General features: G+C 63.5%; 15 protein-coding genes and 3 pseudogenes. 14 read left to right on the top strand and 4 right to left on the bottom strand.

Annotated features, from left to right (window positions below; translation table 11 throughout):
• Positions 1-75 precede the first annotated feature (75 nt).
• The 7 genes from XcuCFBP2542_RS14815 to XcuCFBP2542_RS14785 all read left to right on the top strand — a co-directional run bounded on the left by XcuCFBP2542_RS14815 (position 76) and on the right by XcuCFBP2542_RS14785 (position 8,768).
• Positions 76-558: a chemotaxis protein CheW gene (locus tag XcuCFBP2542_RS14815; RefSeq protein WP_104604407.1), complete on the top strand. Its 483-nt coding sequence runs from the start codon at positions 76-78 to the stop codon at positions 556-558.
• A 288-nt stretch (positions 559-846) separates the two neighbouring features.
• Positions 847-1,230, top strand: a complete 384-nt coding sequence (locus XcuCFBP2542_RS14810) for a hypothetical protein (protein WP_104604405.1) — start codon at positions 847-849, stop codon at positions 1,228-1,230.
• An 81-nt stretch (positions 1,231-1,311) separates the two neighbouring features.
• A complete protein-coding gene (locus XcuCFBP2542_RS14805) occupies positions 1,312-3,690 on the top strand; it encodes a methyl-accepting chemotaxis protein (RefSeq protein ID WP_170067000.1) in 2,379 nt (792 codons plus the stop codon).
• A 212-nt stretch (positions 3,691-3,902) separates the two neighbouring features.
• Positions 3,903-4,769 carry a CheR family methyltransferase gene (locus XcuCFBP2542_RS14800; protein WP_104604401.1) on the top strand — a complete coding sequence of 289 codons (867 nt, stop codon included), beginning with the start codon at positions 3,903-3,905 and terminating at the stop codon, positions 4,767-4,769.
• Complete coding sequence (gene cheD / locus XcuCFBP2542_RS14795) at positions 4,766-5,362, top strand: chemoreceptor glutamine deamidase CheD (RefSeq protein ID WP_104604399.1); 597 nt, start codon at positions 4,766-4,768, stop codon at positions 5,360-5,362. Before XcuCFBP2542_RS14800 ends, cheD begins: the two co-directional genes overlap by 4 nt.
• Positions 5,359-6,435 carry a protein-glutamate methylesterase/protein-glutamine glutaminase gene (locus tag XcuCFBP2542_RS14790; protein ID WP_104604397.1) on the top strand — a complete coding sequence of 359 codons (1,077 nt, stop codon included), beginning with the start codon at positions 5,359-5,361 and terminating at the stop codon, positions 6,433-6,435. Before cheD ends, XcuCFBP2542_RS14790 begins: the two co-directional genes overlap by 4 nt.
• Before the next feature lie 5 nt (positions 6,436-6,440).
• Positions 6,441-8,768: a sensor domain-containing protein gene (locus XcuCFBP2542_RS14785; protein WP_223214426.1), complete on the top strand. Its 2,328-nt coding sequence runs from the start codon at positions 6,441-6,443 to the stop codon at positions 8,766-8,768.
• 42 nt (positions 8,769-8,810) lie between these two features.
• On the opposite strand, the gene XcuCFBP2542_RS14780 is transcribed toward XcuCFBP2542_RS14785, so the two are convergent.
• From XcuCFBP2542_RS14780 to XcuCFBP2542_RS14765, 4 genes are all read right to left on the bottom strand, one after another.
• Entirely contained in the window at positions 8,811-9,626 is an 816-nt protein-coding gene (locus tag XcuCFBP2542_RS14780) for an alpha/beta fold hydrolase (protein WP_104604395.1), read from the bottom strand.
• A 194-nt stretch (positions 9,627-9,820) separates the two neighbouring features.
• On the bottom strand, positions 9,821-12,412 hold the full coding sequence (acnB, locus tag XcuCFBP2542_RS14775; protein ID WP_104604393.1) for a bifunctional aconitate hydratase 2/2-methylisocitrate dehydratase: 2,592 nt from the start codon (positions 12,410-12,412) through the stop codon (positions 9,821-9,823).
• A gap of 51 nt (positions 12,413-12,463) precedes the next feature.
• On the bottom strand, positions 12,464-12,871 hold the full coding sequence (locus XcuCFBP2542_RS14770; protein ID WP_104604391.1) for a type II toxin-antitoxin system VapC family toxin: 408 nt from the start codon (positions 12,869-12,871) through the stop codon (positions 12,464-12,466).
• Positions 12,868-13,125: an AbrB/MazE/SpoVT family DNA-binding domain-containing protein gene (locus tag XcuCFBP2542_RS14765; protein WP_104604389.1), complete on the bottom strand. Its 258-nt coding sequence runs from the start codon at positions 13,123-13,125 to the stop codon at positions 12,868-12,870. The genes XcuCFBP2542_RS14770 and XcuCFBP2542_RS14765 overlap by 4 nt, the downstream gene beginning before the upstream one ends.
• Before the next feature lie 148 nt (positions 13,126-13,273).
• Between XcuCFBP2542_RS14765 and acnA the strand changes: the two genes are divergently transcribed.
• From acnA to XcuCFBP2542_RS14735, 7 genes and pseudogenes are all read left to right on the top strand, one after another.
• Entirely contained in the window at positions 13,274-16,042 is a 2,769-nt protein-coding gene (gene acnA / locus XcuCFBP2542_RS14760; RefSeq protein WP_104604387.1) for an aconitate hydratase AcnA, read from the top strand.
• Positions 16,043-16,409: 367 nt separating this feature from the next.
• Positions 16,410-18,092: a fatty acyl-CoA ligase RpfB gene (rpfB, locus tag XcuCFBP2542_RS14755; protein WP_104604436.1), complete on the top strand. Its 1,683-nt coding sequence runs from the start codon at positions 16,410-16,412 to the stop codon at positions 18,090-18,092.
• Positions 18,093-18,245: 153 nt separating this feature from the next.
• Positions 18,246-18,623: pseudogene (locus tag XcuCFBP2542_RS14750) on the top strand (hypothetical protein); the annotation flags it as partial.
• A gap of 94 nt (positions 18,624-18,717) precedes the next feature.
• Positions 18,718-19,368, top strand: coding sequence for an imm11 family protein (locus tag XcuCFBP2542_RS14745; protein ID WP_104604385.1), 651 nt, complete (start codon positions 18,718-18,720; stop codon positions 19,366-19,368).
• Between the two features lie 321 nt (positions 19,369-19,689).
• A pseudogene (locus tag XcuCFBP2542_RS20330) lies at positions 19,690-20,655 on the top strand (hypothetical protein); the annotation flags it as partial.
• A 3-nt stretch (positions 20,656-20,658) separates the two neighbouring features.
• Positions 20,659-21,156 (top strand): annotated as a pseudogene (locus XcuCFBP2542_RS20325) (hypothetical protein); the annotation flags it as partial.
• A gap of 58 nt (positions 21,157-21,214) precedes the next feature.
• Positions 21,215-21,844: an imm11 family protein gene (locus XcuCFBP2542_RS14735; protein ID WP_104604381.1), complete on the top strand. Its 630-nt coding sequence runs from the start codon at positions 21,215-21,217 to the stop codon at positions 21,842-21,844.
• Positions 21,845-21,984 lie beyond the last annotated feature (140 nt).

Genomic DNA, 21,984 nt, shown 5'->3' with positions numbered 1-21,984 from the left:
AAGTTGCCGGACGGCGCGCCGATGTTGCTAGGGCAACCCCCTTTATGTCACTCAGCCGCAACGCCCGGAGTTTCCATGAACGACAAAAGCACGACCACCGGCACCGGTGGTGAATTCCTCAGCTTCGCCCTGGGCGAAGAGCACTACGGCGTGGACATCCTGAAGGTGCAGGAGATCCGCGGCTACAATTCGGTCACCCGCCTGCCCGATGCCCCCGACTACATCAAGGGTGTCATCAACCTGCGCGGCACCATCGTGCCGGTGATCGACCTGCGCCTGAAGCTGCGCATGAAGGAAGCCCGCTACGATGCCTTCACCGTGATGATCGTGCTCAACGTGGAAGACCGCGTCGTCGGCATCGTGGTGGACAGCGTCTCGGACGTGATCCCGCTCAACGATGACCAGATCCGCCCCACCCCCGAGTTCGGTGCATCGGTCGATACCCGCTTCATCTCCGGCATCGGCACCCAGGACGATCGCATGCTGATCCTGCTGGACATCGAGACCTTGCTCGACAGCACCGAGCTGGGCCAGCAACTGACCGAAGAAGCCGCCTGATTCAACCCTGTGCGCGAATTGCAGGGTGGCCGTCGCCAGACGATGGTCGCAACCGCAGCGAGGCACGTCTCCGCTTCGCGACGGCTTGGCAGCCGCTGCATCCATGGCAGCGGCCGTTTGCGACCATCAGGTGTCAGGACACTCCCGACAGGTAGCGTACACATGTGTGGAAGTGAGATATAGATCACTCTAATCGGGTTCAAGTTGAAGTCCAGCTCGCCGATAGCTGAATGGAAGCCCGTGTGCATAAACGGGTCACCGTTCGACTTTCGATTCTGGAGAACCCCTATGAAGTTCCTGCTGTCGCTGCTCCCCGTCGCTGCACTGGTCGTTGTTGCTCCCTCGCTGTCGGCTCAATCGCAGGAAATGATTCCGCCGGAAATGGCAACCCGCTTCGTTGGCAAGGACGGCATGGTCTGCGGCAAGGTCGAAAAGGCCAAGTACGCGCAGAGCTCGGAAGGTGAGCCCACCTTCCTCTATATGGGTGGCATGTTCCCGCGCCACACCTTCTCGGCCCGCATCGACGGCGCTAACCGCGGCAAGTTCAGCTTCGCCCCGGAATCCCTCGAAGGCAAGGACGTCTGCGTTCTGGGCAAGATCCAGCGCGACAGCTCGCGCGCCGAAATCGAAGTCAGCTCTCCGGCCGGCCTGAAGCTCGCCACCATCAAGTGATTCCATCGCACATCGCCACGCCCATGCGTGGCGATGTGCTGTCTGGATGATGCGGACTGACTTCTACGGGGAATCGTGTCAATGCAATGGATCAATAACCTGAAACTGATGCCGCGGCTGATGCTGGCGTTCGGCATCGTGCTGCTGATGATGCTGGTACAAGGCATCATCGCCTACTCGGGCCTGGCGTCGCTCAACAACGTCACCAGCGACCTGGCCGGCAACACCATGTCCAGCGTGCGCGAAGCCGGCGACCTGCGCGGCATGCTCGGCGAATACCGCAATGCGGCCTATCAAAACCTGGTGCGTGCAAGCGATGCGGTCAAGCAGGAGGCCAGGCAGCGGTCGAAGAAGCTCGGCAGCGAGATCGACGCGACGATCAAGGGCTACCCCCGCTTGATCGAGACCCCGCAGCAGAAGAAGTTGTTCAATACGTTCGTGGCGGACTGGAAGAAGGCCTACGCCTCCTATGCCAGCGTCAATGAAATGGTCGAGCTCAATCTCCCGGACGATGCTGTTGACACCTTCGTCGGCGAAACCCGCACCCTGCACAACAAGGCACAGGATTCGCTGGCTGCGCTGATTACCGAAGACAACCTGCTGGCGCAGGCGGCCAAGACCAAGGCCGAGAAGGTGCATGCCACGTCCGTGTCGCTGACCGTGATGGTGCTGCTGATCGGCATCGCCGGCGGCCTCGGGCTGGCATTCCTGTTCGCCCGTTCCATCGTCAAGAGCATGCGCGGCGCAGTCACCACCGCCACCGAAATCGCCGGCGGCAAGCTGGATGGCCAGATCCACGTGCAAGGCCAGGATGAAGTGGGCGAACTGATGCGCTCCATGCAGCGCATGCAACGCGATCTCAAGGAGCGTATCGAACGCGACCACATCATCGCCGACCAGAACCTGCGCATCCGCACCGCGCTGGACAAGTCGTCCACCGGCACCTTTATCACCAATCCGGACCGTGTCATCATCTACGCCAACGATGCCTTCATGAAGATCGTGGCGCAGTACGAAAGCAGCATCCGCCTGGCATCGCCCGAGTTCGATGCCAGCAAGGTCATCGACCAGCACGTCAGCTACCTGGGTCTTTCCGATGCCACGGTGCGCAAGGCCATTGCCGCACTGGAACGCGATGGTGTCACCAGCTTCGAAGAGCGCTTCGGCGAAGTGGTGCTGGCACAGACCGTCACCGGCATCAAGAACGACCAGGGTGAAATCGCTGGCGAAGTGTGCGAATGGCGCGACCGCACCATCGAAGTGCAGGTCGAAGAAGAAGTCGCCCGCATCGTGCGTGCCGCTGCCAACGGCGACATGAGTGGCCGCGTGGACACCGACGGCAAGCAGGGCTTCTTCCTGCAGCTGGCCCAGCAGCTCAACGGCCTGCTGGACGCCAACGCCGCCAGCATCGAGCAGATCTCGGCCCTGTTGTCGGCACTGTCGCGTGGCGATCTGACCGTGCGCATGCACGGACAATTCAGCGGTGTGTTCGCACAGATGCGCGACGATGCCAATGCCACGGCCGAACAGTTGGCCGACATCGTCGGGCGCATCAAGACCTCCTCCACCGCGATCAATGCGGCCGCTGGCGAGATCGCCGCCGGCAATACCGATCTATCGCATCGTACCGAGCAGCAGGCCGCCAACCTGGAGGAAACCGCTGCCTCGATGGAGGAACTCACCTCCACCGTCAAGCAGAACGCCGAAAGCGCCCGCCAGGCCAACCAGCTGGCCATCGGCGCCACCGGCGTCGCCTCGCAAGGTGGCGAGGTGGTGTCGCAGGTGGTCAACACCATGTCCGGCATCGAAGCCTCGTCCAAGAAGATCGCCGACATCATCTCGGTCATCGACGGCATTGCCTTCCAGACCAATATCCTGGCCTTGAATGCCGCCGTGGAAGCGGCGCGTGCTGGTGAGCAGGGCCGCGGGTTCGCCGTGGTGGCCTCGGAAGTGCGCACGTTGGCACAGCGCTCGGCCGGTGCCGCCAAGGAGATCAAGGGCCTGATCGACGACTCCGTGCACAAGGTCGCCGAAGGCTCGGCGCTGGTGCGCAAGGCCGGTGCCACCATGGCCGACATCGTCGCCAGCGTGCAGCGCGTGACCGACATCATGGGCGAGATCTCCGCCGCCTCGCAGGAACAATCTGCCGGCATCGAGCAGGTCAACCAGACCATCACCCAGATGGACGAAACCACCCAGCAGAATGCCGCGCTGGTGGAAGAAGCCACCGCCGCCGCCCGTTCGATGGAAGAACAGGCCGGTCACCTGGCCGAAGCGGTCTCGGTGTTCAAGCTGGATGAGTCGGCCGCTGCCGCCACGCAGGCACGCCTGCGTCCGGTGGCCTCACGTCCGGTGGCGGTCAAGACCGCGGCCAGGCCGGCGGTCCGCACAGCGACAGCGCCGCCGCGGTCTGCCAAGTCATCGGCCGCGCTGGCCGACGGAAACTGGCAAGAGTTCTGAGTCACTGCCGTCACCCACAACGCCCCGGCCTGCCGGGGCGTTTGTGTTTGTGCCGATTGCCATCCACGCCCTCTGCTGTGGACGTGCAACCCGGGCAAGCCGCCGCACGGCGGCCTCCACGTACCCGCACGGCCCCACCGCCATCGACCCACCGATTGGCGCTTCAGTTGCACGGCCCCATGGCCGATATCCAGTACTAGCTAACAACGCGTATGGATATGACGACTACCACTCCCGCTTCTGACACACGCGAATTCGATTTCGGCGACCGCGACTTCAAGCGCGTCTGCGACCTCATCTATCAACGTGTCGGCATCGCCCTGGCGCCGGCCAAGCGCGACATGGTGTACGGCCGCCTGTCGCGTCGTCTGCGCGTACTTGGCCTGCGCTCGTTCCGCGAGTACCTGGACCAACTGGAAGCCGGCAACGACGAAGAAGAATGGCAGGCGTTCACTAACGCACTGACGACCAACCTGACCTCGTTCTTCCGCGAGCCGCACCACTTCGACAAGTTGCGCGAAGAACTGCAAAAGCGCACGGCGCAAGCGCCGCTGAAGATCTGGTCCTGCGCCGCCTCCACCGGCGAGGAGCCCTACTCCATCGCCATCACTGCCTGCGAAGCCTTCGGCACGCTGACCCCGCCGGTGAGCATTATCGCCACCGACGTGGACACCCAGGTACTGGAAACCGCCTCGCGCGGGGTCTATGCCATCGACCGTGTCGCCTCGCTGGATGCAGCGATCAAGCGCAAGTACTTCCAGCGCGGCAGCGGCCCCAACGAGGGCAAGTGCCGGGTGATCCCGGCGCTGCAGCAGTTGATCGAGTATCGGCAGTTGAACCTGCTGTCTTCGCGCTACGACGTCGGCGGCCCTTACGCGGCGCTGTTCTGCCGCAACGTGATGATCTATTTCGACAAACCCACCCAGCGCGGCATCCTGTCGCGCCTGGTCACGCATATGGGCGACGACGGCCTGCTCTACACCGGGCATTCGGAGAACTACCTGCACGCGGCCGACCTGATCCAGCCGTGCGGCCGCACGCTGTATCGGCGCACCCAGCGCGCAGGGGCGTCCGCATGAGTACCGCCGTGCAAGTCGACGACGTGATGCGCTACCGCGATTCGCGCTTCCAGACCATCACCGCCAAGCTGTTGCCCACCCAATACCTGGTCGTGGACGACGACACCGCGTTGACGACCACCTTGGGATCGTGCGTTGCCGCCTGCCTGCGCGACCCGGTGCTCAAGATCGGCGGCATGAACCATTTCCTGTTGCCGGAGGGCCAGGTCGGCGACGGCGCACCCGCGCGCTACGGCAGTTATGCAATGGAGTTGCTCATCAACGACATGCTCAAGCGCGGCGCGCATCGCAAACGCATCGAAGCCAAGGTCTTCGGTGGCGCCAACGTGCTCAAGGGTTTTACCAGCAATCCGGTCGGCACCCGCAATGCCGAGTTCGTGCGCCAGTATCTGCAAGCCGAATACATTCCCATCATTGCCGAAGATCTGTGCGGCATCCATCCGCGCAAGGTGTGGTTCTTCCCGACGACCGGCCGGGTGGTCGTGCAGCGTCTGCCGCATGCACACGAAGCCGAAGTCGCCGCCGCCGAATCGGCCGTGCGCGCCCGTCTATCCAAAGCCCCGGTCACCGGTGGAGTGGAGCTGTTCGAATGACGCTGGAAACTCCCGTACGTGTGTTGATCGTCGACGATTCGGCGGTCGTGCGCCAGATGCTCACCGAAATCCTCTCGCGCGATGCCGGCATCGAAGTGGTCGGTTCGGCGGCCGACCCGCTGCTGGCGCGCGAGAAAATCAAGCGCCTCAATCCGGACGTCATCACGCTGGACGTGGAGATGCCGCGCATGGACGGCCTGGTGTTTCTGGAAAACCTGATGCGCCTGCGCCCCACGCCGGTGGTGATGATCTCGTCGCTGACCGAACGCGGCGCCGATACCACCTTGCAGGCCTTGTCGCTGGGCGCGGTGGATTTCGTGTCCAAGCCCAAGATCGACGTTGCGCGCGGGCTGGAAGGCTACGCCGAGGAGATCGTCAGCAAGGTCAAGATGGCCGCCAAGGCCAAGGTCAGCGCGCTCAACCGCCCCACCCCGCCCAAGCTCACCCTGGACACCTACGCGGCCCCGGTAGCGGGCAGCGCGCTGCGCTTTCGCACTACCGACCGCCTGATCGCCATCGGCGCCTCCGCCGGTGGCACCGAAGCGCTGCGCGTGGTGCTTGAACACATGCCTGCCGACGCACCGGCGGTGGTGATGACCCAGCATCTCCCAGCCAGTTTCAGCACCGCATTCGCCGAGCGCCTCAACCGGCATTCGGCCATGTCGGTGCGCGAAGCCAGCGATGGCGAAGCCATCCTGCCCGGCCATGCCTACCTGCCGCCAGGCGGCCAGCATCTGCGCATCATCCGCGACGGTGCGCGCTGGCGCTGCCGCATCGACGACGGCCCGCCGGTCAACCGCCACAAGCCGGCGGTGGACGTGCTGTTCCGTTCGGTGGCCGCCAACGCCGGGCCGAATGCGGTCGGCGCCATCCTCACCGGCATGGGCGACGACGGTGCCCGCGGCCTGCTGGAAATGCTGCAGGCCGGTGCACCCACGCTGGTGCAGGACGAAGCCAGCAGCGTGGTCTGGGGCATGCCCGGTGCTGCCTACAAGCTCGGCGCCGCGCAGGAAGTGGTGCCGCTGGATCGCGTGGCCGAGCGCCTGATCGCGTTGTCGGCCCAGGCACGCTGACGTCCATGGCTGAGCGTCCCCCGCATTCGAACGCGCCAGCGGAGGTACACGGCACTGCCGGTGCCGCCGCGGGTGTCGCCGGTGCGGGCATTCCCATACGCGCTGCCGGCAGTCTCACGAATACGCCCGGCCCACTCACCGCCGGCATGGTGATGCGTGGCGAACGCCCGCGCGACCGCCGCGCGCGCCTGTTGTCTGAAGCCCTGGACGGCAGCAGCAGCGCCATCCTCATTTGCGATCTGCAATCGCGGCTGCTGTATGCCAACGACGGCTTCCAGCGCATGTTCGGCTATAGCGAGGCCGAACTGGTGGGGCAACGGCCCTCCGACGTGCTGACCCGCGCGCAAAGCGACCAGAACGAGGTGGCGCGAATCCGCGACCGTGCCGATGCCCTGCAACAGACCCGCGCCGACCTATTGGTCTATCGCAAGGACGGCACGCCGCTGTGGATCTCGCTCAACTTCAACCCGATCTACGACGCCAAGCACAATCCGTCACACTACGTCGCAGTGCTGACCGACATCACCGACACCAAGATGCACGAGGTGCTGCAGCATCGCGTGCTGGAAGCGCTGGTGCAGGAGCGCCCGCTGATCGAAGTGATGACGCTGATCTGCACCGAGGTCGAACGCATCGCGCCGGAGGTGATGGCCACGGTGATGAGTGCGGACAATCAGGGCTACCTGCATTCGCTGGCCGCACCCAGCCTGCCGCCGGAGTATGCCGACGCGGTGAACGGCCTGAAGATCGGCCCCGGTGCCGGCGCCTGCGGCACCGCAGCCTGGCGCGGTCGCGCGGTGATGGTGGAAGACATTGCCAGCGATCCGCTGTTCGCCGCCTACCGCGAGCTGCTTTTGCCGATGGGCCTGCGCGCCTGCTGGAGCACGCCGATCCGCTCCAACAGTGCGCGCGTGCTGGGCACCGTTGCGCTGTACTACCGCAAGCCGCAGCGCGCTGATGCCTGGCATGTGCGGCTGACCGAACTGTGCCAGCAGCTGTGCACGCTGGCACTGGAACGCGAGCAGATCCGGCAGCGCGTGCATCAATTGGCCTTCTACGATGCGCTCACCGGCCTGCCCAACCGCATCATGTTCAGCGCCCGCGCCGAGCAGGCGCTGACCCAGGCCGAATATGCCGGCGAGCCGGCGGCATTGATGTTCGTCAACATCGACCGCTTCAAGCTGATCAACGACAGCCAGGGCCATGCCGCCGGCGATGGCCTGCTGCGTGACATCGCATTGCGGATCGCCGAGCAGCTGCCGGCCACCGTCATGCTGGCGCGCATGGCCGGCGACGAGTTCGCCCTGGCCCTGCCGCAATGCGGCGCCGAGCAGGCCAGTGCCGCCGCCGAGCGCCTGCTGAGCACCATCGCCGGCCCGCTGACGGTCGGCCACCTGACCGTGCATCCCTCGGCCAGCATCGGGGTGGCGATGTTTCCCGAGGATGGACGCGAGATCACCATCCTGTTGCGCCACGCGGACCTGGCAATGAACCGCGCCAAGAAGGAAGGCGGCGGACGCTTCCGTTTCTTCAGTTCGGACATGAATCGCATGGCGCAGGAGCGGGTGGCACTGGAGGCGGAACTGCGCCAGGCCATCGACCGCGACCAGCTGCAGCTGCACTACCAACCGCAGATGCACAGCGCCACGCCGCACACGCTCTACGGCGTGGAAGCGTTGCTGCGCTGGAATCATCCCCAGCTGGGCGCGGTGTCGCCGGCGCGTTTCCTGCCGGTGGCCGAAGAGCAAGGCATGATGCCGCAGCTCAATGCCTGGGTGTTGCGCCGCGCCTGCGAACAGATCGCCGACTGGCGCAGGCGCGGCATTGCGGTAGCCCGGGTGTCGGTCAACCTGTCCGCCAGCGGCTTCGAGAGTCCGCGCATGCTGCCGGACCTGCTGCAGCTGATCGCCGAGCTGAGCGTGCAACCGTCCGACCTGACCCTGGAGTTGACCGAAAGCGTGATGCTCTCCGGCCAGCCCGGTGTCCTGGAAAACCTGCATGCCATCCGCGAAGCCGGCATCACGTTGTCGCTGGACGACTTCGGCACCGGCTACTCCAGCCTCAGCCATCTGCACCGCCTGCCGATCGACGAACTCAAGCTGGACATGAGTTTCGTGCGCGACATCGAACACAGCGAGGATGCGCGTGCGCTGACCACCTCGGTATTGCGCATCGGCGAACACCTGCGCAAGCACGTGGTCGCCGAGGGCGTGGAAAACGAGGCCCAGCGTCTGTTTCTTGCCGATCTGGGCTGCGAGGTGCTGCAGGGCTATCTCTTCTCGCGCCCGCTGCCTGCACCCGCGCTGGAAGCCTGGCTGGGCACACAGCCTTAGCGGGAGAGGGGTTGCGAGCGTCATCCCGCACGCAAGCAAGCATCACTGCAAGGTGCGCTTGAACCACCCCAGCAACTGCGCATTGACGAACGCCGGGTTCTCCAGCGAGGCGAGGTACCCGGCATCGGGCACCAGTTCGTAATCGCAGCAGATCGCCTCGGCCATCTTCCACACCTCTTCTGGCGGGTGTGCCACGTTGCCAGCGCCGCCGAGCAGGAAGGTGCGCGCCGGATCCAGCGCAGACACTGCATCGAGCCGATCGGCACGCCCGAAGATCAGCCGCCCCAGCGGCACGATCGACGCACGCAGCTGCTCGACCGACAACCTCGCCAGGCGCTGCGCAAACGCCGCCGACAGCGCAGACCCCGGGTCGGTTCCCGGACGGAAAAAGATCCGCACGATCGCCTCGATCAGTGCAGGCGTCACCTGCCCTGCCGCCTCGATCGCATCGAGCAGGCCGAAGCAACGTAAACGTCTTGTCTGCGACTCGGCACCCAGGAAGGTTTCCATCAACACCAGGCTGCGGACCCGCGCCGGTGCCAGCAACGCCAGCTCCGCGCCCCACATGCCACCGACCGACACGCCGACCACCGCGCACTGCGGCAGCTCCAACGCATCCAGCAACCCAAGCATCTGCCGTGCAAGATCGTCGATTCCCTGGGTGCGGTCCGGCAAGCCCCCCGATTGCCCGTGACCCCACAACTCCGGAACGATGACCTGATAGTGCGGCGACAGGGCCTGGATCTGCGGCTCCCACATGTCCGCATCCCAAAGATAGCTGTGGCCGAGCAACACTGGAAAACCTTGGCCGTACTGTGTGTAGTGCAATGGTTGACCAGCGATCGTGCAGGTTGGCATGGCATCGAGGGCACGTGGGGGAAGGCCGGACACTAGCCACCGCGACATCAGATTTTTGTTGCAATGCACCAGACCAGTCAGCTGGCAGTTGCCTTATCGCCCGGCATCGTGAAGCCAACGCCAGGCCATCGCTCAAAAAGCGCAATGCCCGGCAGTGCCGGGCATTGCGTTCTACACGTCAATCGCTCGCCGACTCAGGCAGCGACCGTCTCGGCCACGTCCTGGTATTCCTGGATCTGGTCGAAGTTCATGTAGCGATAGATCTGCTCGCCACTGGTCTTGATGACACCCACGTCGGCCATGTACTCCGCCTTGGTCGGGATCCGGCCCAGACGCGAGCAGATCGCCGCCAGCTCGGCCGAACCCAGGTACACATTGGTGTTGCGGCCCAGGCGGTTGGGGAAGTTACGCGTGGAGGTGGAGAACACCGTGGCGCCCTCCCGTGCCTGCGCCTGGTTGCCCATGCACAGCGAGCAGCCAGGCATTTCCATGCGCGCACCGGCCGCGCCGAAGGTGCCGTAATGGCCTTCCTTGGTCAGCTCGGAAGCGTCCATCTTGGTCGGCGGTGCCACCCACAACCGGGTCGGAATATCGCGCTTGCCTTCCAGCAACTTGGCGGCGGCACGGAAGTGGCCGATGTTGGTCATGCACGAACCGATGAACACTTCGTCGATCGCCGCACCGGCCACGTCGGACAGCGTCTTGACGTCGTCCGGGTCGTTCGGGCACGCCACGATCGGCTCGTGGATGTCGGCCAGGTCGATCTCGATGACCGCCGCGTATTCGGCGTCCGCATCGGGCTGCAGCAGCTGCGGGTCGGCCAGCCACTCTTCCATCTTCTTGATGCGGCGGCCCAGGGTGCGTGCATCGGCGTAGCCTTCGGCAATCATCCAGCGCAGCAGGGTGATGTTGCTGGTCAGGTATTCGATGATCGGTGCCTTGTCCAGGTGCACGGTGCAACCGGCCGCCGAACGCTCGGCCGAGGCATCGGACAATTCGAACGCCTGCTCCACCTTCAGGTTCGGCAAGCCTTCGATTTCCAGGATGCGGCCGGAGAAGATGTTCTTCTTGCCCTGCTTGGCCACCGTCAACAGACCGTCCTTGATCGCGTACAGCGGGATCGCGTTGACCAGGTCACGCAAGGTCACGCCCGGCTGCATTTCGCCCTTGAAGCGCACCAGCACGCTCTCGGGCATGTCCAGCGGCATCACGCCGGTGGCGGCCGCAAAGGCCACCAGACCGGAACCGGCCGGGAACGAAATGCCGATCGGGAAACGCGTATGCGAATCACCGCCGGTGCCGACGGTGTCGGGCAGCAGCATGCGGTTGAGCCAGCTGTGGATCACGCCATCGCCCGGACGCAGCGACACGCCGCCACGGGTGGAGATGAACTCCGGCAGGGTGTGATGGGTCTTGACGTCCACCGGCTTCGGATAGGCGGCGGTGTGGCAGAACGACTGCATCACCAGGTCGGCCGAGAAGCCCAGGCAAGCCAGATCCTTCAGCTCGTCGCGGGTCATCGGGCCGGTGGTGTCCTGCGAGCCCACCGAAGTCATCTTCGGCTCGCAATAGGTGCCCGGACGCATGCCCTGGCCTTCCGGCAAGCCACAGGCGCGGCCGACCATCTTCTGCGCCAGCGAGAAGCCCTTGCCGGTGTCCGGCGGGTCCATCGGCAGACGGAACAGGTCCGACGCCGGCAGGCCGAGGAATTCGCGCGCCTTGGCGGTGAGGCCACGGCCCACGATCAGCGGAATGCGGCCACCGGCGCGCACTTCGTCGAACAGCACGTCCGACTTCATCGCGAACTCGGCAATTACCTGCCCGTTCTTCAACGCCTTGCCGTCGTACGGACGCAGTTCGACCACGTCGCCGTGCTCCATCTGCGACACGTCCAGCTCGATCGGCAATGCGCCGGCGTCTTCCATGGTGTTGTAGAAGATCGGCGCGATCTTGCTACCCAGGCACACACCGCCGAAGCGCTTGTTCGGAATGAACGGAATGTCTTCGCCGGTCCACCACAGCACCGAGTTGGTGGCCGACTTGCGCGAAGAACCGGTACCGACCACATCGCCCACGTAGGCGACCAGGTGGCCCTTGTCCTTGAGGTCGGCAATGGCCTGGATCGGGCCGCGCTTGCCGTCTTCTTCCGGCACGAACGCTGCGCCTTCGCGGGCGTTCTTGAGCATCGCCAGCGCATGCAGCGGGATGTCCGGCCGGGTGGTGGCATCCGGCGCCGGCGACAGGTCGTCGGTGTTGGTTTCGCCCGGCACCTTGAACACGGTGACGGTCATGCTCTGCGGCACTTCCGGCTTGCTGGTGAACCACTCGGCATCGGCCCAGCTCTGCAGCACGGCCTTGGCGTGCGCGTTGCCGGCTTGCGCCTTTTCCTGCACGTCGTGGAACGCATCGAACACCAGCAAGGTGTGCTTGAGCGCTTCGGCGGCGGTGGTGCCCAGCTCGGCGTTGTCCAGCAGGTCGATCAGCGGCTGGATGTTGTAGCCACCCAGCATGGTGCCGAGCAGCTCGGTGGCACGCGTGGGGCTGATGAGCGCAGTCTTTTCGGTGCCGAAAGCCACGGCGGCCAGGTACGATGCCTTGACCTTGGCGGCATCGTCCACGCCGGCCGGCACGCGCTGGCTCAGCAGCTCGACCAGAAAGGCGTCTTCGCCGGCCGGCGGCGCCTTCAACAGTTCGATGACCTCAGCGGTCTGCTGCGCGGTCAGCGGCAGCGGCGGGATACCGAGCGCGGCGCGCTCTGCAACGTGGTGGCGATAGGCTTCCAACATGCGGGTTCTCCAAAAAAGACAGCGGTAAGGTGTAGAAACGCGAAACGTGGATCAGGGGGTGGGCTTGGGCACGATGATCTTCAAGCCCTTGAAGTAGTCGCGGAAAAATTTCTCGTCGTGGGTAATCAGGCCATCGCATTGCAGCATCGCGTGGGCGCCGATCAGGAAATCGGCCACCACCCGCTCGCGCTTGCCGCCGCGCGCACGGAAGCGACGCTGCATCTCGCCGGCGCGCAGGGCCGACTTGGCCTCCAGCGCATTGAAGCGGATGCTCATGTCTTCCAGCACCGACAGCGCCTCGGCGCCGTCGCGCAGCGCGCTGCACACTTCGGCCAGCACGACGTCGCACACCACGACCGGCCCGGTACTCAGGCACTGGCGCAAACAGGCTTCGGCAGCGTCTGCCTGCGCACTGTCGGCCAGCAGGTCCACCAGCACCGAGGAATCGATGGCAATCATGCGCCGGCTTCAGGATCGAACGGATCGCCCGGCGCACGCCCGCGAATGGCACGCATCGCATCGTCGGTGCTATCGAAGCCATCCAGCTTGAAGCGGCCGCGTGCGCGTGAAATCGCATCGTCCACACTCTTGCGCAGGATGATGCGCCCCCCTTCCAGCTCGACCTTGAGCGTAGTGCCCTTGGTCAGCCCAAGGGCATCGCGTACCGCCTTGGGCAGCGTGATCTGGCCGCGCTCGGCAACGGTGGCTTCCATGGGCGCTCCGTGGATAAAGTATGCACGAACTATACATACTTTGGTTGCCATACTCAAGCCCGCAGAACGGGCACACAAACCGTACGTACACACTGAATGACTCAGAATTAACCCCTACCTAAAGCCTTCGACGCCATAGGAGTGATGCATGAGCGATTCCTTTTCCACCCGCACCTCGTTTGAGGTCCACGGCAAGCGCTACGACTATTACAGCCTGCCCAAACTGGGCGAGCGCTTCGATATCGCCCACCTGCCCTACTCGATGAAGATCTTGCTGGAGAACCTGCTCCGGCACGAAGACGGCGGCGTGACCGTCGGCAAGAACCATATCGAGGCGGTCGCCAAGTGGGACCCCAAGGCCGAGCCGGAGATCGAAATCGCCTTCATGCCCGCGCGCGTGGTGCTGCAGGACTTCACCGGCGTGCCCTGCGTGGTGGACCTGGCCGCGATGCGCGATGCGGTGGTCAAGCTGGGCGGCAAGGCCGACCAGATCAACCCGCAGATTCCTTCCGAACTGGTCATCGACCACTCGGTGCAGGTGGACGTGTTCGGCAAGCCCGACGCGCTCGACCTCAACGGCAAGATCGAATTCCAGCGCAACCAGGAACGCTACGGCTTCCTGCGCTGGGGCCAGAAGGCATTCGAAAACTTCAAGGTGGTGCCGCCCAATACCGGCATCGTCCACCAGGTCAACCTGGAAAACCTGGCGCGCGTGGTGATGAGCGCCGACAAGGACGGCACCCTGGTTGCCTATCCCGATACCGTGTTCGGTACCGACAGCCATACCACCATGATTAATGGCATCGGCGTGCTGGGCTGGGGCGTGGGCGGTATCGAGGCCGAGGCCGCGATGCTGGGCCAGCCCTCCTCGATGCTGATTCCGCAGGTGGTGGGCTTCAAGCTCAGCGGCAAGCTGCCCGAAGGCGCCACCGCCACCGACCTGGTGCTCACCGTCACCCAGATGCTGCGCAAGGCCGGCGTGGTGGGCAAGTTCGTCGAGTTCCATGGCGAGGGCCTGCAACACCTGCCGCTGGCAGACCGTGCCACCATCGGCAACATGGCACCGGAATACGGCGCCACCTGCGGCATCTTCCCGGTCGACGAAGAATCGTTGACCTACCTGCGCCTGTCCGGCCGCAGCGAGGAGCAGATCGCGCTGGTGGAAGCCTATGCCAAGGCGCAAGGCCTGTGGCACGACGCCAACACCCCGCCCGCCCAGTACAGCGCCACGCTGGAACTGGACATGGGTGAGGTCAAGCCCTCGCTGGCCGGCCCCAAGCGCCCGCAGGACCGCGTGCTGCTGGAAGACATGCAGCGCAACTATCGCGAAAGCCTCAAGCCCTTTGCCGACGCACGCAGCAAGAAGCTGACCGATCTCAAGCAGGAAGACCGGCTGAAAAACGAAGGCGGTGGCGGCACCGCCGTTGGTGCCAAGGCCGCACACGCCGAGCACGCCACCGACAGCGGTGCCGGCTGGCAGCTGCGCGACGGCTCGGTGGTCATCGCCGCCATCACCTCGTGCACCAATACCTCCAATCCGGCAGTCATGCTCGGCGCCGGCCTGCTTGCGCGTAACGCGGCGGCCAGGGGCCTGAAGGCGCAGCCATGGGTGAAGACCTCGCTCGGGCCCGGCTCGCGCGTAGTCACCGACTATCTGAGCAAGGCCGGCGTACTCGCCGATCTGGAAAAACTCGGTTTCTATGTAGTCGGCTACGGCTGCACCACCTGCATCGGCAACTCCGGCCCGCTACCGGAAGACGTGTCTGCGGCGATTGCCAAGGATGATCTGGTGGTGACCTCGGTGTTGTCGGGCAACCGCAACTTCGAAGGCCGCGTGCATCCCGAAGTCAAGATGAACTACCTGGCCTCGCCGCCACTGGTGGTGGCGTACGCGATCGCCGGCACCACCGACATCGACCTGACCACCGAGCCACTGGGCACCGGCAGCGACGGCCAGCCGGTCTACCTGCGCGACATCTGGCCGAGCAACAAGGAAATCGGCGACACCATCGCCGCCACCGTCGGCCCGGAGATGTTCAAGCAGAACTACGCCGACGTGTTCAAGGGCGACACGCGCTGGAACACGATCGCCTCGCCGGATGGCGCGCTGTACGAATGGGACGCCGCCTCCACCTATATCAAAAACCCGCCCTACTTCGACGGCATGACCATGCAGGTGGGAAACGTGGACGACGTGCACGGTGCGCGCATCATGGGCCTGTTCGGCGATTCGATCACCACCGACCACATCTCCCCGGCCGGCAACATCAAAAAGGACTCGCCGGCGGGCCGTTTCCTGCAGGAACGCGGCGTGCAGCCGGCAGACTTCAACAGCTACGGCAGCCGCCGCGGCAATGACGATGTGATGGTGCGCGGCACCTTCGCCAACATCCGCATCAAGAACCTGATGTTCGGCGGTGAAGAGGGCGGCAACACGCTGTACTACCCGGCTAATGGCGGCCAGCCGGAAAAACTCGCCATCTACGATGCGGCGGTGAAATACAAGGCCGATGGCGTGCCGCTGGTGGTGCTGGCCGGCAAGGAATACGGCACCGGCTCCTCGCGCGACTGGGCAGCCAAGGGCACCAACCTGCTTGGGGTCAAGGCGGTGATCGCCGAGAGCTTCGAGCGCATCCACCGCTCCAACCTGGTCGGCATGGGCGTGCTGCCGCTGCAGTTTTTGGACAACGAGAACGCGCAAAGCCTTGGCCTGGATGGATCGGAAGTGCTCGACATCACCGGCCTGCAGGACGGCGCCAGCCGCCGTGCCAACGTCGATGCGAAGAAGTCCGACGGCAGCGTCAAGCAGTTCCAGGTCAAGGTATTGCTGCTGACACCCAAGGAAGTGGAGTACTTCAAGCACGGTGGTCTGCTGCAATACGTGCTGCGTCAACTGGCTGCACGCAAGGCCGCCTGACCGCCCCGTACGGCACCACTGCCGACATTCCCGCCGCGTGGCGGGAATGTCGTTTCTGGGGCCGGCAGGCCGGCCTGTCCCTGTTCGGACGGCCGGCGCCCTGCCCCACCAGCGCGCCGCGCGATGAACCTCGATCGCCGCCTGCATCGGCGCCATCGTCTGCCGCAGGCGCCGCTCCCGTACAACTCGGGCCTACCGGCGACAGGCAGCAGCATCCACAGCGATGCCATCACCCGCCGCTGCCGGCCGCTACCGAATATTGCGGTGCATCACGCTTCGCCTTTTCCATTCATGACGGTATGCTGCCGACAGCTGCAGTGCCGTGGACAACACCGCGTCGCGCACCGATTACCCTGGAGGGGGGCAGATGAATCAGGCACGTCCTTGGTTGCAAAGCTATCCGGCCCGCGTGGCCGCCGAGATCGATCTGGAGCAGTTCCGTACCATCGCCGAGGTGTTCGCCACCTCGGCCAAACGCTTCGCCGATCGTCCCGCCTATCACAGCTTCGGCAAGACCATCACCTATCGCGAGGTGGATCGCCTGGTCGACCAGTTCGCTGGCTATCTGCTCGGCCAATTGCAGCTGAAGAAGGGCGACCGCGTCGCGCTGATGATGCCCAACTGCCTGCAGTACCCGATCGCCACCTTCGGCATCCTGCGTGCCGGCCTGACGGTGGTGAACGTCAATCCGCTCTACACCCCGCGCGAGTTGAAGCACCAGTTGGTCGACTCCGGCGCCAGCGTGCTGGTGGTCATCGACAATTTCGGCACCACCGTCCAGCAGGTCATCGCCGACACGCCGGTCAAGCAGGTCATCACCACCGGGCTGGGCGACATGCTTGGTTTCCCCAAGGGCGCGCTGGTCAACTTCGTCGTCAAATACATCAAGAAGCTGGTGCCTGATTACCGCCTCGACGGTGCCATCCGCTTCCGCGAGGCGCTCGCGCTCGGGAGCAAGCACAACGTCCCTGCGGTGCAGGTGGAATCGGACGACATCGCCTTCCTGCAGTACACCGGCGGCACCACCGGCGTGGCCAAGGGCGCGATGCTGACCCACCGCAACCTGGTCGCCAACATGCAGCAGGCGCACCAGTGGATCGCCGGCACGGGCAAGATGGAAGAAGGCAACGAGGTGGTCATCACCGCGCTGCCGCTGTATCACATCTTCGCACTGACGGCCAACGGCCTGGTCTTCATGAAGGTCGGCGGCTGTAATCACCTCATCAGCAACCCGCGCGACATGCCTGGCTTCGTCAAGGAGCTGAAGAAGACCCGCTTCACCGCATTTACCGGTGTCAATACGCTGTTCAACGGCCTGCTCAACACACCCGGCTTCGACCAGATCGACTTCTCCTCGCTCAAGATGACCCTCGGCGGCGGCATGGCCGTGCAGCGTTCGGTGGCCGAGCGCTGGAAGAACGTCACCGGTCAGACCCTGGTCGAGGCCTACGGCCTGACCGAGACCTCTCCGGCCGCGTGCATCAACCCGATGGACCTGAAGGACTACAACGGCTCGATCGGCCTGCCGATTCCTTCCACCGATGCCTGCATCAAGGACGACGCCGGCAACACCTTGCCGATCGGCGAGATCGGCGAGTTGTGCCTCAAGGGCCCGCAAGTGATGAAGGGCTACTGGAAGAAGCCCGAGGAGACCGCCAAGGTGATGGATGCCGAGGGCTGGCTGCACACCGGCGACATCGCACGCATGGACGAGCAAGGCTTCGTCTACATCGTCGATCGCAAGAAGGACATGATCCTGGTGTCCGGCTTCAACGTGTACCCGAACGAGATCGAGGACGTGGTCGCCACCCTGCCCGGCGTCCTGGAAGTGGCCGCCGTCGGCGTCCCGGATGAAAAGTCCGGCGAGATCGTCAAGGTGGTGATCGTCAAGAAGGATCCGGCCCTGACCGCCGAAGACGTCAAGGCGCACTGCCGTTCCAACCTGACCGGCTATAAGCAACCGCGAGTGGTCGAGTTTCGCAAAGAACTGCCCAAGACCAATGTCGGCAAGATCCTGCGCCGCGAACTGCGCGACGCGCCCAAGGCGTAACGCCCACACCACCGCAGAACGAAGGCCTGCCGCCTTCACCAACGCCCGCAATGCCTTCGACGCATTGCGGGCGTTTGCGTTTTTCGCCCGGCTTCAGGCAATCCCACAGATAGGCAATCGATGGGCATGGTGCAGACCGGCGTGGTCGCGGATGCAGAAAAAGGCCAGCGCCAGTATCGCGACAGCCAAGGCCAGCGGACCCGCCATGGCGCACCGCCCGATGGCAACCGGTTGCTGGAACTGGAGACCACGCGCGCACTGCTGCAACCGGCGCTGGCCGAGCAGGCGCAGCTGATCGCCGCCATCCGGCAATCGCCGCCGTCGGCGCAGGAGCAACAGCACGCGCAAACGCTGTACCGCTACAGCATCGTAGGCACGCAGCTGCAGCCGCACTGGCGCGAAGCGATCGAACTGGCGACGAAGCGCACGCGCGAAGCGGAGGGGCTCGCAGTCGATGGCGCCATGCAGCTGCAGCACGAACCAGGCGGCCACTATGGCGCCGACAGTCCGATCGCCCATCTGCAGCGCGGTGTTAGAACATACAAATCGCGTATGCTGGCGGCGCCCGCTTGATGAAAGCGGATATCGCATTTCGGTTATATGCAGGGTTGATCGGAGAACACCCATGAACCAGTCAAATCAAGCGCAAGCAATACATCCGAATGCGCCCAGAAAAGGCGAGTTCTACATCCTCAGGCCAGATATGCGCAGCGGTCGCGGTCCCGGTGTGAAATTGGAGAACGAAGACAGTGTGCCGTTCCCCATTGCTGACAGTCTACCGGGAGAAGATGCGGGACTGGCCGCATTGCAGGAAACACCGCGCCTGCGCTACGACAGTCGCATCGGCGATATGCCAAACGATCTTGAAAGCGGCTTAAAAGGGTATTGGCTGGTTTCAGAGCCACTGAAGCAGCTGCTCCAATCGATAGATCCCGAGGGATTTGCTTTCGCGCCATGCGATTTCAGATTGGAAGATGGCTCGCCCGCAGCGCCGCACTACCTATGCGAAGTCGTGCGGATCATTGAGGCAATTGATGAAGGGGCATCCAAGGTCAAGATATTAACTGGCTATCAACACGGCAAGCACTACAGCCTTACGGGTGGCGGACAGCTGGCTTTCAAAGCAGACGCCATCGAGGATGCGCATATTTTTCGAACACCTTACACATCCGTAGCTTTCTGTGATCGCGTCCTGCGCGATATCTTGATCGCGCAGGGGTTTGGCAAGTCGCCTCGGACGCGCGGCGTTTGGCTCATAGACGCTGCAGACTACTGATCCGAGCTTCCCTTCGAGCGACTGGAGTCAATGTAAATGTCGGCTAATGACTCGCTTCTTCAAAGCCATCACGTCATTGAGCAGAGTAATTTTCTACGGAATCCTTTGCTCAGAAAACTGGCTGAGCATGGTTTGATCGATGCCGATGTCTCTGTCAATCGGCTGTACTTGCCCAAAGGCGGCCAACTCGCCGATACGCTGGAAACATCACCACATCGTGGTCGTACGCGGAGTTCATACACAAAAGAACTCATTGCTCATCTTGAAGATATTTTTGACTCTCCGGACGGCAAGGCTGCAATGCGCAACGCCCCCGCCGCATTGCAGCGCGTCGCCGGTCAAGTGCGCGAATTGCAAGACACCCTAAAAGTCGCATTGATAAATGGCGATGTTTTCACCACTATCCCAGATCGTCTGACCAAGGCCGATACGAACGCGCAGAACCACAAGACCTTCTCCGATTTAGACAGTTACCGCGCAACGCACGCCGATCAATTGAAGGCGCTGCGCTCGATGAGCGCGGTGGAATCCGAATGGGCTGCTATCACCCACTCCGAGCAACGCATTGCCAAGGTCATCGAGACGGCGCGTGCGACAGGGCGCACTCTGGTCGCTGTGCCTGATGAACGCGATGCCGTGATCCGCGAGATCGCCGGCCGCGAGGAATTGCGGATGGCCATCGCGCATGCTGAAAGTGCCGGGCGCGTGCGCTTGTCCGACTCCACAGCGGCACTTGTCAGCGAAGTGCTGGACGACACGCCTACAGCGGTGGGTGATGCGCCCCTCCGCATCGCGCATGCCGCTGGTTCCACACCGCACTTGTACACGCCGCTTTCTCAGCGCGGCTTCACCACCGTCGAACTGTTGACAGGCGAGCTATCAACAGGCCAGGCGCTACGCACCGCTGGCCTGCTCGCCACCGCCGCCGACACCGTGATGACCGGCCAACGCGCCACGCATTTGCTCGGCCAGGACAACCCGCTCGCCGCGCAATCGGAGCTGGCACACTTCACCGGGCGCAATGTCGGCGGTTGGGCGGGCGGTAGCGCGGCGGCCTACGCGCTGGGCAGCTCCGGCGCCGGGCCGATGGTGCTGATCGCCGCCGATGCCTACTTCATGAGCGTGGCCAGCGAGAAAGCCGCCGCCTTGCTCGACAACCGCGCCATCTATCGTCAGACCGATCACGACGGCACGCCGTGGAGCTTCAATGGCACGGCGTGGACGCGCGATGGGCAGGCCGACACCAGCCAGGATGGCGTGGACAACCCCATCGCCACGCCCATCGTCGATCGCCAACCATCCAATGCCAGCGATCACCCTAGCCTGAGAAGCGCCGAGTGGATCCGCGATGACTCCAACGGCCAATGGCATCGCCTGGTCAAGACCGACATCTCTGGTGCCAACGATCGCGGCAGCTATGTGCAGGAAACCGCCTCACTCCCACGCGCAGCGGAATTAGATACGCAGGCGCAGGCCACCATCGCCCGCAACACCGCCAACAGCCCCGGCGCGATTGCCGCGCGCTATGAACTTGCGCATTACCGTAATGGATGGGCGGCAGAGAGCTGGCCGCTGGCGCCGGCGGTGCAGCAGATGCTCCCGGATCCGGACGCCTTGACCGCCTCCGACGGCCGGCGCTATTACCGAGACAGCCAAGGCCAGTGGACCAGCCATGGCGCGCCGCCCGATGGCAACCGGTTGCTGCAACTGGAAACAAAGCATCAACGTCAAGCGCGACCTGATCTGGAATTATTGAACGCATTGGCCCTGCAATTTCGGAGTATTGCGGAAAAACATGCTGAAACGTTATGGAGTTGTGCCCATGAATGAAATAGAAGAGTCAACAATGACAACTCACCATAAGCCGAAGAAGGGCGAGTTCTATATCCTTGAGCCTGACGTGAGAGGTGGAGGACGGGGAAATGGCGTGGAATTTGAGAATGAAAAGAACGTACCATTCCCCGCGCACATGAGCCAACCATCGGAACGTGGAGGACTTGCAGAATTGAAGGAAACTCCACGCCTGCGATACGACAGCCGCATTGGTGATATGCCAAATGACATGCATAGCGGCTTCAAGGGATACTGGCTGATATCAGAGCCGCTGAAGCAGATTTTTCAGTCCATGGACCCAGCTGGCTTTTCATTTGTGAAGTGCTCATTCCTCTTAGAAGATGGCTCTGAAGCGTCGCCGCATTACCTTTGCGAGGTAGTCAGGATGCTGGATGCGATTGACGAGGCGGCATCCAAGGTCAAGGTTTTGACCGGATATCCGAATGGCAAATACTACCGTCTTGCTGGTGGCGCAAATCTTGCGTTCAGGAAAAACATAGTTGGATCCGCGCACATCTTCCGCACCCCGTATTCATCAGAGGCATTCTGCGACAGACTGCTTCGCGACACATTGATTGAGCATGGCTTTGGCAGACTGCCAAGAACGCGTGGAGTCTGGCTCACAGATGCTGCGGCGTGCTAATTTTTCAGTCACTGATGAGGTAGAAGAAGATGCGAAACAGCAATGTCACTGGTGGATTCGCCCGCGAAGTGCAACAGTCCTATAACGTAGCGGGCCAGGTGTCGTAGCCTGAGCCCCTACACGACCAAGTGGAGTTGCAC

This window comes from Xanthomonas cucurbitae, from assembly GCF_002939885.1.
GTDB lineage: Bacteria > Pseudomonadota > Gammaproteobacteria > Xanthomonadales > Xanthomonadaceae > Xanthomonas > Xanthomonas cucurbitae.
Note: the sequence above shows the minus strand (reverse complement) of the source record. Positions and strands in the feature narration are given on the sequence as shown.

Bases quoted from the DNA above. Each gene is read 5' to 3' on its own strand.
- XcuCFBP2542_RS14815 (WP_104604407.1), top strand. From the start codon at position 76: ATGAACGACAAAAGCACGACCACCGGCACCGGTGGTGAATTCCTCAGC.
- XcuCFBP2542_RS14810 (WP_104604405.1), top strand. From the start codon at position 847: ATGAAGTTCCTGCTGTCGCTGCTCCCCGTCGCTGCACTGGTCGTTGTT.
- XcuCFBP2542_RS14805 (WP_170067000.1), top strand. From the start codon at position 1,312: ATGCAATGGATCAATAACCTGAAACTGATGCCGCGGCTGATGCTGGCG.
- XcuCFBP2542_RS14800 (WP_104604401.1), top strand. From the start codon at position 3,903: ATGGATATGACGACTACCACTCCCGCTTCTGACACACGCGAATTCGAT.
- cheD (WP_104604399.1), top strand. From the start codon at position 4,766: ATGAGTACCGCCGTGCAAGTCGACGACGTGATGCGCTACCGCGATTCG.
- XcuCFBP2542_RS14790 (WP_104604397.1), top strand. From the start codon at position 5,359: ATGACGCTGGAAACTCCCGTACGTGTGTTGATCGTCGACGATTCGGCG.
- XcuCFBP2542_RS14785 (WP_223214426.1), top strand. From the start codon at position 6,441: ATGGCTGAGCGTCCCCCGCATTCGAACGCGCCAGCGGAGGTACACGGC.
- XcuCFBP2542_RS14780 (WP_104604395.1), bottom strand. From the start codon at position 9,626: ATGCCAACCTGCACGATCGCTGGTCAACCATTGCACTACACACAGTAC.
- acnB (WP_104604393.1), bottom strand. From the start codon at position 12,412: ATGTTGGAAGCCTATCGCCACCACGTTGCAGAGCGCGCCGCGCTCGGT.
- XcuCFBP2542_RS14770 (WP_104604391.1), bottom strand. From the start codon at position 12,871: ATGATTGCCATCGATTCCTCGGTGCTGGTGGACCTGCTGGCCGACAGT.
- XcuCFBP2542_RS14765 (WP_104604389.1), bottom strand. From the start codon at position 13,125: ATGGAAGCCACCGTTGCCGAGCGCGGCCAGATCACGCTGCCCAAGGCG.
- acnA (WP_104604387.1), top strand. From the start codon at position 13,274: ATGAGCGATTCCTTTTCCACCCGCACCTCGTTTGAGGTCCACGGCAAG.
- rpfB (WP_104604436.1), top strand. From the start codon at position 16,410: ATGAATCAGGCACGTCCTTGGTTGCAAAGCTATCCGGCCCGCGTGGCC.
- XcuCFBP2542_RS14745 (WP_104604385.1), top strand. From the start codon at position 18,718: ATGAACCAGTCAAATCAAGCGCAAGCAATACATCCGAATGCGCCCAGA.
- XcuCFBP2542_RS14735 (WP_104604381.1), top strand. From the start codon at position 21,215: ATGACAACTCACCATAAGCCGAAGAAGGGCGAGTTCTATATCCTTGAG.